This is a genomic window from Corynebacterium sp. HMSC078A10, assembly GCF_001811565.1.
GTDB classification, from domain to species: domain Bacteria; phylum Actinomycetota; class Actinomycetes; order Mycobacteriales; family Mycobacteriaceae; genus Corynebacterium; species Corynebacterium hesseae.
The window spans coordinates 18,634-32,785 of record NZ_KV805179.1 but is presented as its reverse complement, the minus strand read 5'-3'; the positions used below and the strand labels follow the sequence as shown (position 1 = coordinate 32,785).

Annotated in this window: 14 protein-coding genes; 11 read left to right on the top strand and 3 right to left on the bottom strand. The window is 63.8% G+C overall.

Annotated elements, in window-relative coordinates:
- Positions 1–42 precede the first annotated feature (42 nt).
- From HMPREF2808_RS00360 to HMPREF2808_RS00325, 8 genes are all read left to right on the top strand, one after another.
- Positions 43–1,410: a dipeptidase gene (locus HMPREF2808_RS00360; RefSeq protein ID WP_070562414.1), complete on the top strand. Its 1,368-nt coding sequence runs from the start codon at positions 43–45 to the stop codon at positions 1,408–1,410.
- Between the two features lie 227 nt (positions 1,411–1,637).
- Entirely contained in the window at positions 1,638–4,559 is a 2,922-nt protein-coding gene (locus HMPREF2808_RS00355; protein ID WP_070622927.1) for a Na+/H+ antiporter subunit A, read from the top strand.
- A complete protein-coding gene (locus tag HMPREF2808_RS00350) occupies positions 4,559–5,059 on the top strand; it encodes a Na(+)/H(+) antiporter subunit C (protein WP_070564160.1) in 501 nt (166 codons plus the stop codon). The genes HMPREF2808_RS00355 and HMPREF2808_RS00350 overlap by 1 nt, the downstream gene beginning before the upstream one ends.
- The gene (locus HMPREF2808_RS00345) at positions 5,052–6,848 is read left to right on the top strand and encodes a Na+/H+ antiporter subunit D (protein WP_070622924.1); all 1,797 of its coding nucleotides are present in this window, start codon (positions 5,052–5,054) and stop codon (positions 6,846–6,848) included. Before HMPREF2808_RS00350 ends, HMPREF2808_RS00345 begins: the two co-directional genes overlap by 8 nt.
- Positions 6,845–7,363 (top strand): Na+/H+ antiporter subunit E, encoded by a 519-nt coding sequence (locus HMPREF2808_RS00340; protein WP_070522651.1) that lies wholly within the window; start codon positions 6,845–6,847, stop codon positions 7,361–7,363. Before HMPREF2808_RS00345 ends, HMPREF2808_RS00340 begins: the two co-directional genes overlap by 4 nt.
- A complete protein-coding gene (locus tag HMPREF2808_RS00335; protein ID WP_010188770.1) occupies positions 7,363–7,635 on the top strand; it encodes a monovalent cation/H+ antiporter complex subunit F in 273 nt (90 codons plus the stop codon). The genes HMPREF2808_RS00340 and HMPREF2808_RS00335 overlap by 1 nt, the downstream gene beginning before the upstream one ends.
- Positions 7,632–8,012, top strand: coding sequence for a monovalent cation/H(+) antiporter subunit G (locus HMPREF2808_RS00330; RefSeq protein WP_070522648.1), 381 nt, complete (start codon positions 7,632–7,634; stop codon positions 8,010–8,012). The genes HMPREF2808_RS00335 and HMPREF2808_RS00330 overlap by 4 nt, the downstream gene beginning before the upstream one ends.
- An 88-nt stretch (positions 8,013–8,100) precedes the next feature.
- On the top strand, positions 8,101–9,324 hold the full coding sequence (locus HMPREF2808_RS00325) for a glycosyltransferase 87 family protein (RefSeq protein ID WP_070532189.1): 1,224 nt from the start codon (positions 8,101–8,103) through the stop codon (positions 9,322–9,324).
- 165 nt (positions 9,325–9,489) lie between these two features.
- Here the strand turns inward: HMPREF2808_RS00325 and HMPREF2808_RS00320 are convergent, their stop codons facing one another.
- The 3 genes from HMPREF2808_RS00320 to HMPREF2808_RS00310 are packed head-to-tail and all read right to left on the bottom strand — an operon-like array spanning position 9,490 to position 11,705.
- The gene (locus HMPREF2808_RS00320) at positions 9,490–10,626 is read right to left on the bottom strand and encodes a glutamate--cysteine ligase (RefSeq protein ID WP_070622921.1); all 1,137 of its coding nucleotides are present in this window, start codon (positions 10,624–10,626) and stop codon (positions 9,490–9,492) included.
- Between the two features lie 48 nt (positions 10,627–10,674).
- Positions 10,675–11,424: a LytR C-terminal domain-containing protein gene (locus HMPREF2808_RS00315; RefSeq protein ID WP_070623139.1), complete on the bottom strand. Its 750-nt coding sequence runs from the start codon at positions 11,422–11,424 to the stop codon at positions 10,675–10,677.
- A gap of 26 nt (positions 11,425–11,450) precedes the next feature.
- Complete coding sequence (locus HMPREF2808_RS00310; RefSeq protein WP_070522640.1) at positions 11,451–11,705, bottom strand: DUF3263 domain-containing protein; 255 nt, start codon at positions 11,703–11,705, stop codon at positions 11,451–11,453.
- A gap of 16 nt (positions 11,706–11,721) precedes the next feature.
- On the opposite strand from HMPREF2808_RS00310, the gene HMPREF2808_RS00305 reads away from it, so the two are divergent.
- The 3 genes from HMPREF2808_RS00305 to HMPREF2808_RS00295 are packed head-to-tail and all read left to right on the top strand — an operon-like array spanning position 11,722 to position 14,149.
- Positions 11,722–12,336, top strand: coding sequence for a peptide deformylase (locus tag HMPREF2808_RS00305; RefSeq protein ID WP_070532411.1), 615 nt, complete (start codon positions 11,722–11,724; stop codon positions 12,334–12,336).
- Positions 12,336–13,334: an N-acetylglutamate synthase, CG3035 family gene (locus HMPREF2808_RS00300; RefSeq protein ID WP_070622918.1), complete on the top strand. Its 999-nt coding sequence runs from the start codon at positions 12,336–12,338 to the stop codon at positions 13,332–13,334. The genes HMPREF2808_RS00305 and HMPREF2808_RS00300 overlap by 1 nt, the downstream gene beginning before the upstream one ends.
- Positions 13,335–13,339: 5 nt before the next feature.
- A complete protein-coding gene (locus HMPREF2808_RS00295) occupies positions 13,340–14,149 on the top strand; it encodes an exodeoxyribonuclease III (RefSeq protein WP_070622915.1) in 810 nt (269 codons plus the stop codon).
- The last annotated feature ends 3 nt before the right edge of the window (positions 14,150–14,152 follow it).

The following is a 14,152-nucleotide window of genomic DNA, read 5'->3' as shown; positions in this document are numbered from 1 at the left end:
CGCTCGGCAGGCCGATTCGAGGATGCGAGTAGGTTGGAAGGCATGAGCAACATTTCTGAGTTTGTCAGCAACGACCGCGATACGATTTTCCAGCAACTCAAGGAGCTCGTCTCCTTCAATTCCGTCCATAACGAGCCGGGCCTCGAGGACCAGCCCGCGAAGGCTGCCGAGTGGGTTCAGGCCGCGCTTGTCGACGCCAACTTCACCCCCGAAGCCATCACCACCGCTGATGGTTCCACGGCGATCGTCGCCAAGCGCCCCGGCAAGGAGGGCGCGAAGACGGTGCTGCTGTACTCGCACTACGACGTGGTTCCTGCCGGAAACCCCGACGCGTGGGACTCCGATCCTTTCACCCTGACTGAGCGCGAGGGCCGCTGGTACGGCCGCGGCGCCGCGGACTGCAAGGGCAACGTGGCCATGCACCTCGCCGCGCTGCGCGCGCTCGACGCTCACGGTGGAACCGATCTCAACCTCACCGTGCTCATCGAGGGCTCTGAGGAACGCGGCGGCGAGGGCCTGTCCGCGCTCATCGAGGAGCGCCCCGAGCTCTTCGCCGCCGACGCCATCCTCATCGCCGACGCCGGCAACGCCAAGGCAGGCGTGCCGACTTTGACCACCTCCCTGCGCGGCGGCTCCCAGATCAACGTCAAGGTCTCCACCCTCAACTCGGCAGTGCACTCCGGCCAGTTCGGCGGCGCGGCTCCCGACGCCGTCAAGGCCCTCATGCGTGCGCTGGATTCCTTAACGGATGAGTACGGCCGCACGACTATCGACGGTGTCGATTGTGAGGGCACCTGGCCGCTCGCCGAGGGGCAGGACACCGCCTACCGCGAGGAAGATTTCCGCGCCGACGCCCAGATGCTCGAGGGCACCGAAATCATGGGCGCGAAGGATCCGGCAGGCGCCACCGCCATCGCGGACATGATTTGGGCCCGCCCCGCCGTGACCGTGACCGGCTTTACCTCCACCCCGGTCTCCGAGGCGGTCAACGCCGTGCCCGCTACCGCCGAAGCCAACATCAACCTGCGCACCCCCGCCACCATGGACCCCCGCTCCACCGCGGAAGCAGTGGCCGAGCACCTGAAGAAGCACATTCCGTGGGGCGCGCACATCGAGGTCACCATCCTCGAGGCCAACCTGGGCTTCGAAACCGATCCGTCCAAGCCCGCCGTCGCCCTGCTCGGTGAGTGCCTGGGCGAGGCCTACGGTTCCGAGACCATCACCCAGGGCATGGGCGGCTCCATCCCGCTGACCGTGGAGCTGCAGGAGAAGCACCCGAACGCGGAGATTGCGCTCTTTGGTGTCGAGGAGCCGCAGTGCACCATCCACTCCGCTAACGAGTCGGTCGACCCGACTGAGATTGAGAACATTGCGATCGCTGAGGCTCTCTTCCTCCAGCGTTTCGCTTAAGCGGCACTATCCCGCCCGGCAGAGCCATCCGCCGGGCGCAGGCTCGCTTACTCCTGGATGCGTTGGTGGCGACGTGGCGGAACGCCAACAGGAGACACAGATATAACTGTATGAAACGAAAATGTGAAAATTGGGATTTCAGACTGTATCGTGAGCACTAGTGAACGCCCGCCGCTGCGGTGGGGTTTGCCCAGTCCCCGACAAGGAAAGGACGCCACCGCAACCTCGTGCTCACTCTCTTCAGCGCCTTGGTACTTACTACCATCGTCGCTCCATTCCTCCTTTTCTATCTCGGCCGCCGCGCCTTCGGCCTCCTTGCCGTCGTGCCCGCGGTGGGCTTCTTTTGGGTGCTCCAACAGCTCACCACTGGAACGCTGCGCGACGGCAACCAGCTGGCGTATGACCTCGACTGGATGCCCGCCGCGCACCTAACGATTAACCTGCGCATGGACGCGCTTTCCGCGCTGTTCAGCCTCATCATTTTGGGTGTGGGCGCGCTGGTCTTGCTGTATTGCTGGGGTTATTTCGACCACTCCCGGCGCCGCCTTGCCCTCTTCGGTAGCCAGATGGTGGGCTTTGCCACGGCCATGTATGGCCTGGTCATTTCCGATAATTTCCTGCTGCTTTATGTCTTCTGGGAAATCACCTCCCTGCTTTCCTTCCTCCTCGTGAGCTATTACGGCGAGCGCGCCTCATCCCGGCGATCAGCGCAGCAGGCACTCATGGTCACCGTCCTCGGCGGCCTGGCCATGCTCGTGGGCATTACCCTCCTCGGCCGCCAGACCGGTGCGTGGTCCTTCAGCGATATCGCCGCCACCGAGGACCTGGCCAACACGCCTTTCCTCACCGTGGCCATCGTGTTGATTCTCTGCGGTGCGCTCTCCAAATCCGCCATCGCCCCCGCCCACTTTTGGCTGCCCGGCGCCATGGCCGCGCCGACCCCGGTCTCTGCCTACCTACACTCCGCAGCAATGGTGAAGGCCGGCATCTACCTCGTCGCACGCCTAGCACCCTCGGTGCATGACATCCCCACCTGGCACCTCGTGGTCATCCCCTTGGGTGCCTTCACCATGCTGCTCGGCGGCTGGATGGCGCTCAAGCAGCGTGACCTAAAGCTGGTTCTGGCCTACGGCACCGTCTCGCAGCTGGGTTTTATCACCGCCATCATCGCCATCGGCTCCCGCGAGGCCATGCAGGCAGGCCTGGCGCTGACCTTCGCGCACTCCCTCTTCAAAGCAGCACTCTTCATGATCGTCGGCGCCATCGACCACTCGGCGGGCACGAGGGACATCGACAAGCTGGCAGGCCTGGGCAAGAAGAAACCCGCGCTGTACATCCTGGCCATCCTCCCCGCGATGTCGATGGCCGGTATCCCGCCGCTGCTGGGTTTTGTGTCCAAGGAGGCCACGCTCGAGGCGATTATGCACGAGGAGCTCTTGGTCGGCATGCCGCGCAACATGCTGCTCGTGACGGTCGTCGTCGGCTCCGCGCTGACCATGGCCTATGCGCTGCGCTTCCTCTGGGGTGCGTTCTCCTCGAAGGGGCAGGAGGAGCCCTCTGAGGCAGTAGCGAATATGCACCACATCGGCCCCTTCCTGTGGATCCCGCCGACGGTGCTGACTCTGCTGACCATCTTCTTTGGTCTGCTGCCGCTGCCCTTGTCCCACGGCATCGCGCAGCACCTGGACAACACCTTTGGCGCGGAGCAGGCCTCCGAACTAGCGCTGTGGCATGGCTTTACCATCCCGTTGCTGCTCTCCGTGCTCATCATCGTGGCCGGTTCTCTCCTGCACTGGCAGCGCCAGGCCCTCGCGAAGGCCCAGTTCACCTACCCGGCCTTGGGCTCGGCCGATGACTCCTACGACGCCGTCATTAACGCCCTGCGCCAACTCTCCCTGCGCATCACCGCCTCCACGCAGCGCGGTTCGCTGCAGTTCAACCTCACGGTCATCTTTGCCACGCTCATGGTGCTGCCCATCGTCATGCTTATCCGCGGCGATCTCACCAACGTACACATGATCGTGGCCGAGAACCCCTGGCAGGCCATCGCCGCGGTGGTCATCATCATCGCCGCCGTCGCCGCCACGGTGCTGGATAACCGCCTCTCCGGCGTCATCCTGGTGGGCGCGACGGGCTACGCCTTGTCCTTCATCTTTGCGCTTCACGGCGCGCCGGACTTGGCGCTGACGCAGCTCCTCGTGGAAACCATCATCATGGTGCTCTTCATGCTCGTGCTGCGCCGCATGCCGGCGAATACCGAGTGGAAGCAGGACCCCAAATCCGGCCGCCTGCGCGCGTGGCTGGCGGTGGGCGTGGGCCTGGCCGTCACCGTGGTGGGCATGTTCGCCATCAACGCCCGGCGCGAGGAACCCATCTCGCAGTACATGCCGGAATTGGCCAAGGAGATCGGCCACGGCGCCAACACGGTCAACGTCTTGCTCGTGGACCTGCGCGCGTGGGATACCTTCGGCGAAATCACGGTACTCATCATCGCGGCGACGGGTATCGCCTCACTGATCTACCGCACGCAGAGCTTCACCCGCTCCTCCCGCCGCCCGACTTTGCAGGTCACCGGCCGCCGCTGGCTGGCCGCGGGCGTGGAATCGGAGAAGGCACTCAACCGCTCGCTCATGGTGGACGTGAGCACCCGCATCCTCTTCCCCTCGATGATGGTGCTCTCCCTGTACTTCTTCTTCGGCGGCCACAACGCCCCCGGCGGCGGTTTTGCCGGCGGCCTCGTGGCGGCCTTGGCGCTGATTCTGCGCTACCTGGCCGGCGGGCGCGCGGAGCTCGATGAGGCGCTGCCTCTCGACGGCGGTCGGACCATGGCGGTCGGCCTGCTGCTCTCCCTCAGCGCAGTCATCACCCCGATGCTCTTGGGCTACCCGCCGCTGACCACCGGATACACGAAGGTCGGCGTGCCACTCATCGGTAATGTGTCCCTGCCTTCGGCGCTGATTTTCGACGCCGGCGTCTACCTCATCGTCGTCGGCCTCACGCTCTACGTCCTGTCCTCCTTGGGCGCCAAGCTCGATGAGGAAGAAGAGATGCGTAAGCAACGCGCCCGCGACCGTGCCCGCTCCTTGGCACGCCGCACGAAAGAAAAAGAGAAAGAAAAAGCTGCCACCGCAGAGAAAGGACACGCCTAGTGGATGCCAACCTCATGCTCCTGCTCGCTGCGGGCGTGCTCTGCGGCGCCGGGGTCTACTTGTTGCTGGACCGCGCGATGACAAAGATGCTCCTCGGCATCTTGTTGCTGGGCAATGGCGCGAACCTCTTCGTGCTCATGGCCGGCGGCAAGGCGGGATCGCCGCCTATCGACGGCCGGACCTCCCTGCCCTATGGCGAAGAAATCGCCGATCCGCTGGCCCAGGCGATGATCCTCACCGCGATCGTCATTTCAATGGCGCTGACCGGCTTCATCCTCACCTTGGCCTACCGCCAATACCGCTACCGCACCGCGGACGTGATTGAGGATGACACCGAGGACACCGCCATCGCGGCGATTGCCTCGCGCCCGGGCAATGCCTCGGCCGCCCCCGACCACGATGCCTCCAATGATCCGACCACCGGCCGTACCACGAAGGAAGGCGATAAGTTTGGCCCCGAGTTCTTCGAGGCTCCCGTGAAGGAGGCCACCGATGAGTGAAACTATCTCGCCCCTGGTGGACCTGCTACTGCCCTACGTCAGCTTCCTGATTCCCCTTCCGATCATCATCCCCGCACTGGCGGCCGCGCTGGCGATGCTCTTTGCGCGCAATGCTCATGCGCAACGCCGCATCGCCTTCTTCTCCCTGCTCACGCTGGCCGCGGTCAACGCCGCACTGATCTTCATCGCGGATACCACCGGCATCCAAACCCTCCAGGTGGGCGGCTGGGACGCCCCGGTGGGCATCACGCTCGTGGCGGACCGTTTGTCCACGGTCATGCTCTTTACCTCCTCCGTCGTCCTGTTCTCCGTCATGTGGTACGCCATCTCACAGGGCGTGCGCGATGGCACCAAGGACGAGCCGGTGGCGGTCTTCCTACCCAACTACATGCTGCTGACCATGGGCGTGAATGTGTCCTTCCTGGCCGGTGACTTGTTCAACCTCTACGTAGGCTTCGAGATCTTCCTCGTGTCTTCCTACGTGCTGCTGACCCTCGGCGCATCGCCCGCACGTGTGCGGGCGGGCGTGGGCTACGTCATGGTCTCCATGGCTTCCTCGCTCATCTTTGTGCTGGCCTTGGCCTATGTGTACGCCGCGGTGGGCACGATGAACATGGCCCAGATCGGCCTCCGGATGGAGGACATCCCGGCCGGTACCCGCTCCGCGGTCTTCTCCGTGTTGCTCATCGCCTTCGGCATCAAAGCGGCCATCTTCCCGCTCGATGCCTGGTTGCCGGACTCCTACCCCACCGCGCCCTCGCTCGTCACCGCGGTCTTCGCGGGCCTGCTTACCAAGGTCGGTGTCTACGCCATCATCCGCGCGCGTACCTCCATCTTCACCGGCGGCGGCCTCGATGGCCTGCTCATGTGGGTCGCACTGGCCACGATGCTCGTGGGTATCTTGGGCGCCATCGCGCAATCGGATATCAAGCGCTTGCTGTCCTTCACCCTGGTCAGCCACATCGGCTACATGGTCTTCGGCGTTGCCCTCGGCACCGCGCAAGGTTTGTCGGGCGCCATCTTCTACGCCGTGCACCACATTCTGGTGCAGACCGCACTCTTCCTGGTGGTAGGTCTCATCGAGCGCCAAGCCGGCACATCCTCGCTGCGGCGCTTGGGCTCGCTGATTTATTCCGCGCCACTCATCGCCATTTTGTACTTCATCCCGGCCATGAACCTGGGCGGCATCCCGCCCTTCTCCGGCTTCCTGGGCAAGATCATGTTGATCCAGGCCGGCGCGAACGAGGGTTCCTGGATGTCGTGGGTCCTCATCGGCGGCGCGGTCCTCACCTCGCTGCTGACCCTCTACGTCATGATCCTCGTGTGGGCCAAGGGCTTCCTGCGTGATCGCAGGGATGCCCCCGAAGGCAACCTCGCCATGGCGCGGCCCTCCCCGCTCGGGGAGGTCACCGAGTACGTCGAATTGGAGGAGCGCGCCGATGTCGGCCGCGTACCCTTCGGCATGCTGGCTTCCACGTCCCTGCTCGTCATCGCTTCAGTATCGATGACCTTCCTCGCCGGCCCCATCTCCGGGGTTACCACCCGCGCGGCGACGTCCGCGCAGGATGACTCCATCTACCGCTACGCGGTACTGGGAGATTCCGCCGAGAACCCAACGCGGCACTTGGACCCCGCCGAACGCTACGAGGAGGGCGCCGACTCACGGAAGAACCGCAGCGAGCCCCTCCCGGATCCGGAGCCGGTGGCGCCGACAACGAGGACGTCGCCAAGCGCCACGCCTGCATTGCCCACCTCCGTGGATAAGGAAGAAAAGGAGGTTTCGCGATGAGATTCTCCGGAATTAAGCACCGCTTCCGCCCGTGGTTCATGGTGTGGATCATCGTCATGTGGTGCATGCTCATGGGCGAAGTCACCGTGGCGAACCTGGTGGGCGGGCTGATTGCCAGCCTGTTCATTGTCTTCGCGCTGCCGCTGCCGGCGATGCCCGTGGCGGGGATTTCGGTGAGCTGGGGCAAGCTGATTGTCTTCATGGCGCAGTGGTTTATAGAGCTCATGGAAGCTTCCATCAAGGTGGGCTGGCTGGCCGTGCGCCCGCAGGAGGTGCCGAAGACCGCGATTGTCAGGCTCCCGATGCGCGTGGAGAATGAGTTCGTTCTGGCGCTGGCGGTCAGCTTGTACAACCTGCAGCCGGGCGGCACGGTGTCCGATATCGACATTGCGAACCGCATGCTCACCATCCATCTCCTCGACGCCGATTCTGAAGCCCACCTGGAGCGTGAGATCGCCGCGGTGCGCAAGCTGGAGGCCGATATGATTGCCATCTTCGAAAGGAGCCACCCCTGATGGATACTGACGTGTATAACATCCTGCTCACCGTGGCCGCGGGCTTCCTCGTGGTGGCCTTCCTCATCACCACGTGGCGCATCGTCATCGGGCCCAACTCGCTCGACCGGCTCATCGCGATGGACGGGCTCGTGGCCATGTTCCAATGCGCCCTGGCCACCTATATCTGTTGGACGCTGGACACGACGGTCTCCAACGCGATGTTGGTCGTGGCGCTCCTCGGATTCATTTCGACGGTCTCCGTTACTCGCTTTAGGAAGAGGGACTCATGAGTTATGCAGTAGTTGCCGATATCCTCTCCATCATCCTCATTCTCCTTGGCTCGATACTCACCTTGGCGGCCGCGATTGGAGTGGCGCGTTTTAAGGACACGATGGCGCGCGTCCACGCCATTGCCAAACCCCAAACCACCGGGCTCATCTTCACGATTTTGGGTGCCATCATCAAGGTGACGGGTTCGGAGAGCTTCAGCGTGGCTGAGCGCGGCGACCTGGGCATCCTGGTGCTGCTTGTTCTTTTCGCCATGATCACCAGCCCGGTGACCGCGCAAAGAACCACGCGTATCGCCCGCCGTGAGGGCCTGTACGGTCCGCCGGAGTCAATGCTGCGCAATGAGGCCCCTGCCGCGCGTTCCATGCGCCGAAAGTAGGGACACGGGCGCCTTCTCCCAGGAAATGAGGGGGAATTAATATAGGCTGCAAAAGGCAATAATTGGTGGTCATCCGAGGAGAGTCGACGTGAAGAAGCTGCAAGGCGTACCAACGATATGCGCTGTCCTCGCGCTGTGCATCGCCGTGATGGTGTACAAGTTCAGCCAGTTCGATGGGCCCCATGCCTTCATCAATATCCTCCCCTTCGACCTCTCCATCTACCGCATGGCGGGCGAAGACCTCAACGCGGGCGGCCTGCTTTACGACGCCCCCTATATCTTCGAGTTCCCCTTCACGTACCCGCCCTTTGCGGGGTTGCTGTTTAAGGTTTTGCCCTTCTTCAGCAAGGGTGCGCTGACCTTTATGTGGCCCTCGCTCATGTTCCTGGCGGTGTTGGCGATCATCATCATGATCTTCCGTGAGCGGGGCATGAAGGTGACCCCGGCGGCCGTCCTGGTAGCGGTGCTGCTCACCGCCCTGACCCCGGCGAATGAGGCGATGCACGGCTCGCTGTACTACGGGCAGGTCAACGTATTCTTGATGCTGCTCGTGGCCCTAGATTTCCTGCCGATTAAGCGCCGCCTGCCGGGCGTGGGTATTGGCTTGGCCGCGGGAATCAAGCTGACCCCGGCTTATATGGGGTTGGCTTTGCTCTTTGAGAAGCGCTGGTGGGCCGCCGCGGGGGCGGTCATTACCTTCCTGGTGACCGTCGTGCTCGGTTTCCTCTTCGTGCCCGATGCGATGGATTTTTGGACCGACGCCATGTTCAACTCCTCCCGCGTGGGCGAGCACGCCAACCCCGGCGCGAAGTCGCTGCGCTCGCTCATGTACCGCGTTCTAGGCGTCGACGGCGGCATCTGGTGGCTGCTGGCGGTCATCGTGGTCTTTGCGCTTACCTGCCTGGCGCTTCGCACCGCATACCTGCGCGGCAACCGCTCGGCGGCTTTCGCGTTGACGGGCCTGAGCACCTGCTTGGTCTCCCCCTTCTCGTGGTACCACCACTTCGTGTGGACCATCCCCTTCGTGGTCATGGTCTTCGTATCGGTCAACCAGGCGCTCAGCGCGCGCCTGTCCGGTAAGTTCGGCGAGCAACTCGCCGGCCTCGCCTCCGTGGCGGCACTGTTCGTGGTGTCGCTGCCGTTTATGTCGGTGCCAGTGTGGTTCACCATGTCCACGGCCAACCTCGATGCGATCGAGTCCTTCCAGCCGTGGGCGACTTCTCTGTGGACGCTGTCCTGCGTTGCCTTCATCGCCGTCTACGCGGTGTGGGGATTCGTCGCGCCACGCAAGCGCGCGGTGGCGGAGAGCTAGGGGACGTTTCGATCAAATAAGGGGGCAAAACCCGCCCGTTTTAGCGCACTATTTGATCGAAACGTCCTCGTCGAGGCGAGGCAGCTTCCCAAAAGGACGTTTCGATCAAGTAAGGCCCGGAAAACCATCAGTTTCCGGGCCTTGATTGATCGTTCGGTACTCAGGCTAGAGCGGCAAGAGCTGCTCCATCTCATCCGCGGTGGCCTTGACCACCTTCTGCCAGCTGCCGGTTTCCTCGTACAGGCGGCGCTGGCGCTCATAGCCCGCCCCGGAATCGATGATTTCCTGCACCAGCTGCAGCTCCCGGGCACAGCCCAGCTCCTCGGACAGCGGGGCCAGCTCCACTAAGAGATCCGTCAGCTCATCCTTGATCCAACGCTCATCGGTCTCGCGCGAGGTGATGACCAGCGCGTCCATGCCATAGCGCGCACCGCGCCACTTATTTTCCGCCACGTGCCAGGGCTGGAGGGTCGGCAGCTTCTCGCCCGCGTCGATCATGCGGTCATAGTGCACCACCAGGCAATGCGTCAGCGCCACGATGGCGGAAAGCTCGCGGAGGTTGGAGGCGGCGTCGGAAATGCGTACCTCCACCGTTCCCCACTTGGAGGCCGGGCGAACATCGAAGTGCATCGAGCCCGTGTGGTTGATGACCCCCGAAATAGCCTGGTCCCGCATGTAGGCCTGCCACTGCTCCCAATTCTCAAACTGGTAGGGCATGCCCGCGGTGGGCAGCTGTTGGTAGAGCATCGTGCGGTTGGAGGCATAGCCAGTATCGAGCCCCTCCCACCCCGGTGAGCAGGCAGAAATGGCCAGAAGGTGGGGGTACTTCGTCATCAGCGCGTTGATGATGGGCCACACGCGTTCCTCGTGGCTGATGCCGACGTGCACGTGCGTGCCCCACAGCAGCATCTGCTGGCCCCAGTACTGGGTGCGGTTGATGATTTCGGAGTAGCTCTCCTTCGCGGAGACGGGGTTCTTCCGAAAGTCCGTAAACGGGTGCCCACCCGAGGCCCACAGGCGCACGTCCATGGAATCGGCCGCCTCACGCACTGCGCTGAGCGACGCCCGAAGGTCCCCCATCGCCTCCGGCACCGTCCGGCACACCCCGGTCACCAGCTCCACCGTGTTTTGGAGGAATTCCTTTTCCAGGTGCACGGAGGGGTGGGAGGCGCGGACAACGTCGATAAGCTCGGCGCCGCGCGGCACGAGATCCCAGGTCACTGGGTCAACGAGGGCAACTTCCCACTCAACACCCAGCGTGGGCTCGGGCGAACGGGCGAAGTTCTCTTCCGGAATATTCACCCATTCATCCTATCCACCAACAGGGTGAATTTAATAAGTTTTTATTCCCTAGGCTTGGGGAACGGCGAGGACCACGACGACGGCATCGCCCTTGGTGTAATCCCCGGTCAGCTCGGCCGGGTACGGCGCGATGGCTTCCGCCGGAACGTTGCCGCCGTAGTACTGGGCGGCGACTTCCTTGGCCAGGTTCTCGGCCGCGGCATCACCCTGTGGGAAGAAGATGGTGGTCTGCGGCGCGACGAGGACATCATCGCTGATGTTTCCTACCTCGGCGACCCTAAACTTTTTGCTCTTGAGGCGCTCGGCCTCATCGGCGGCGTAGTTGACGCGGCCGGAGTTGTTATAAACGTTGACGGGGATTTCCGCCTGCGGGCGATCGGCATTGCCCGCGGGTGCGCCGGCCTCGGCGTTCCCACCATGCTCAGCGCCGGCCTCAGCAGCGTTCTCCGAGTCGGCCTCGGTATCAGCCGGGCGCTCGTTCTCGGCGGCGTCCTTGTTCTTGCCGGCTTCGCCCGCAGCGCCGCCAGTCGCGGCATCGCCCTCGGCACCACCGGTGGCGGGTCTGGACACGGCGGCATCGTTGGCGGGCGCGTCTTGGGCGGCATCCTCGGAGCTATCCGAGGTCATGGCGTACAGAGCCCACATGCCGAGCATGACGGCCACGGCGATGAGCACCATGGCGACACCACGCAGCGGGAGCTTGCTAGCGGAGGCCGGGGCGGCGGCCGAGTCGGACTCGGCGGCGTGGCGCGCGCGGTCAGCGGACGAGGCAGAGTTTTCCGGATTCACATTAGTCACATTGGTCACTCTAGTATCTGCGAGCCCTAGTCCGGCGCATTGTCGCGTGCGGCGCGCCGGATGTCCTCGCGGGCGTCGCGAAGCCGGCGCAAACGGGTGACCAGCAGCGGGTAGGAGGCGTGCGCGGCGGGGTTGTCGAGCAGCACGTTGAGGCGTTGGTGATAGCGCACCGGAGTAATGTCCAGCTGCGTGCGGATGGCCTCCTCCTTCGCGCCGATATCGCGCGGGGCGTGGGACTCGAACTCCAAAATCGCGGCGTCTAGGTCTGACAGGGAATGCATGCTTAAACTGTATTCCATGACTATTCGTCCCATCGTTATCCACGGCGACCCGGTCCTCCACAACCCCACCGAGCCGGTCACCGAGCCCATCGACTCCCCCGAGCTGCAGGAGCTCATCGCAGACATGCACGAAACCATGGATGCCGCACACGGAGTTGGCCTGGCCGCAAACCAGATCGGCGTGAACAAGCGCCTCTTTGTCTACCACTGCCCCGACACCGACGGGCCGGATGGCACCGAGCTTCCCGACGGCGGCATGCGCCGCGGCTGCGTCATCAACCCGGTGCTGGAAACCTCCGAGATCCCGGAGACCATGCCGGCTGACGACGGCTCCGAGGACGAAGGCTGCCTCTCCGTTCCGGGCGAGGGCTTCCCCACCGGCCGCGCTGACTGGGCCCGCGTGACCGGCAAGAATGAAAAGGGCGAGGACATCTCCATCGAGGGCTATGGCTTCTTCGCGCGCATGCTGCAGCACGAAACCGGCCACCTCGACGGCTTCGTCTACACCGACGTGCTTACCGGCCGCTACAAGCGCCAAGCCAAGAAGGCCATTAAGCGCAACGGCTGGACCGAGGCCGGCCTCACCTGGGTTCCGGGCGAGGACGAAGACCCCTTCGGGCACGAGGACTAATGTCCCGCATCTTCCGCTCCGATGCCGTCCAGGTGGGCGAGCGTGTGGTGGCCCGGCGCGATTTCGGCGGCGTGCACAGCGATGTGATTGGCCACGTGCTCAGCGTAGATCCGCTGGTCATCCGCCCGCAGGAAGTCGGCGGCTACCCCTCTTCGCTCGACGCGGTGGAGATTCCGCCGGAGCAGCTCAAGATTATTAAGCGCCTCTCCCCGCGCACGGTGCGCAATTCCGATATCCGCGCCGTCGAGGTGGCCACCGCGGCTGCCTTCCCGGGAAAGGAGCACACGTGGACCTCCGATGGCCAGTGGCTCATGCGCGCGGGCGATGGCGTGACGGGCCGCTCCAATTCGGCGGTGCCGCTCGGCCCGTCTGCGGGTTTCCTGCCGGTGCCTTTCGATGAGATTGAAGCCTTCTATGCACGCCACGATCTTCCGGTGCGCTTGGCCATCCCGGAGCGCATCGGCAAGCCTGCTGAGAAGCTCGTGGCGGCGCAGCCCGAAGTCTGGGAGCTCGAACCGGAAATCCTGGTGATGGTCCGAGACCTGGATGAGCTGCCCGCGCTTTCCGACGTCCACTTCGTCATCGATGAGCAACCCGATTCCGAGTGGCTCAACCTCTACCACTTCCGCGGCCAAGCCCTGCCACCGCTGGCGCTGGAGTACCTGCGCAGCCACATCGAGGGCACGATGGGCTTCGGACGCCTCCTCTCCCCTGCTGGTGAGACCATCGCGATCACGCGCGGCACGCTCACCGAATCCGGTGACGGCACCGTGTGGCTGGGTTACTCCGCCGTGGAGGTGGCCGAAGGCTGGCGCCGCAAGGGCCTGGGCACCGCGCTGGGCGCGCACATGCTGGCCTGGGGTAAGGCTCAGGGCGCGGAAAAGGCCTACCTGCAGGTCGTGGCACACAACGCGGCGGGAATTCGCCTCTATGAGAAGCTCGGCTTCTTAGAGCAGCACCGCCACCGTTACGCCCGCCGCCTGCCTCAAGTACCCTAAACCACATGCGCATCGCTACCTGGAACATCAACTCCGTTCGCACCCGCGCGCAGCGCGCGGTGGATCTTTTGGCCAAGCACGACATCGACGTGCTCTGTCTGCAAGAAACCAAGGTGGCGGATGCGAAGTTCCCCCGCGAGCCTTTTGAGGAGGCCGGCTACCACGTCACCTGCCACGGGCTTAACCAGTGGAATGGCGTGGCCATTGTGTCTAAGGAGGAGCCGGAGGAGGTCCAGACCTTCTTCCCCGGTCAGCCCGGTTTCCACAAAGATCCCGCTAAGGATCAGGCGCGCGAGGCCCGGGCGGTATCGGCCCGCATCCGCGGGATTGAGATCTGGTCCCTCTACGTTCCCAACGGACGCGAGATCACGGACCGCCACTTCGACTACAAGCTGGACTTCCTCTATTCGTTGGCACGCTATGTGGAGACCCGCGCGCAGTCGAAACTCTTGCTCACGGGTGACTTCAACATTGCGCCGCGCGATGAGGACGTCTGGGATATGTCCCTTTTCCGCGGCAAAACACACGTCACCGAACCGGAGCGCGCGGCCTTCCAGATGCTGGAGGAGGCCGGGCTTGAGGAGGTCACACGCCGCTTCACCGAGGAAGACCGCTGGACCTACTTTGATTACAAGTCCTTGCGCTTCCAGAAAAACGAGGGCATGCGCATCGATTTCCAGCTGGCCAGCGAGCCGCTTGCACGCCTGATCCAAGGTGCCCAGGTGGATATGGTTGAGCGCGCCGGCGACAAGACCTCCGACCACGTGCCACTGATCGCAGATTTCGATGTCCCCGATTTCGCATCGGTGCGCTAGCCT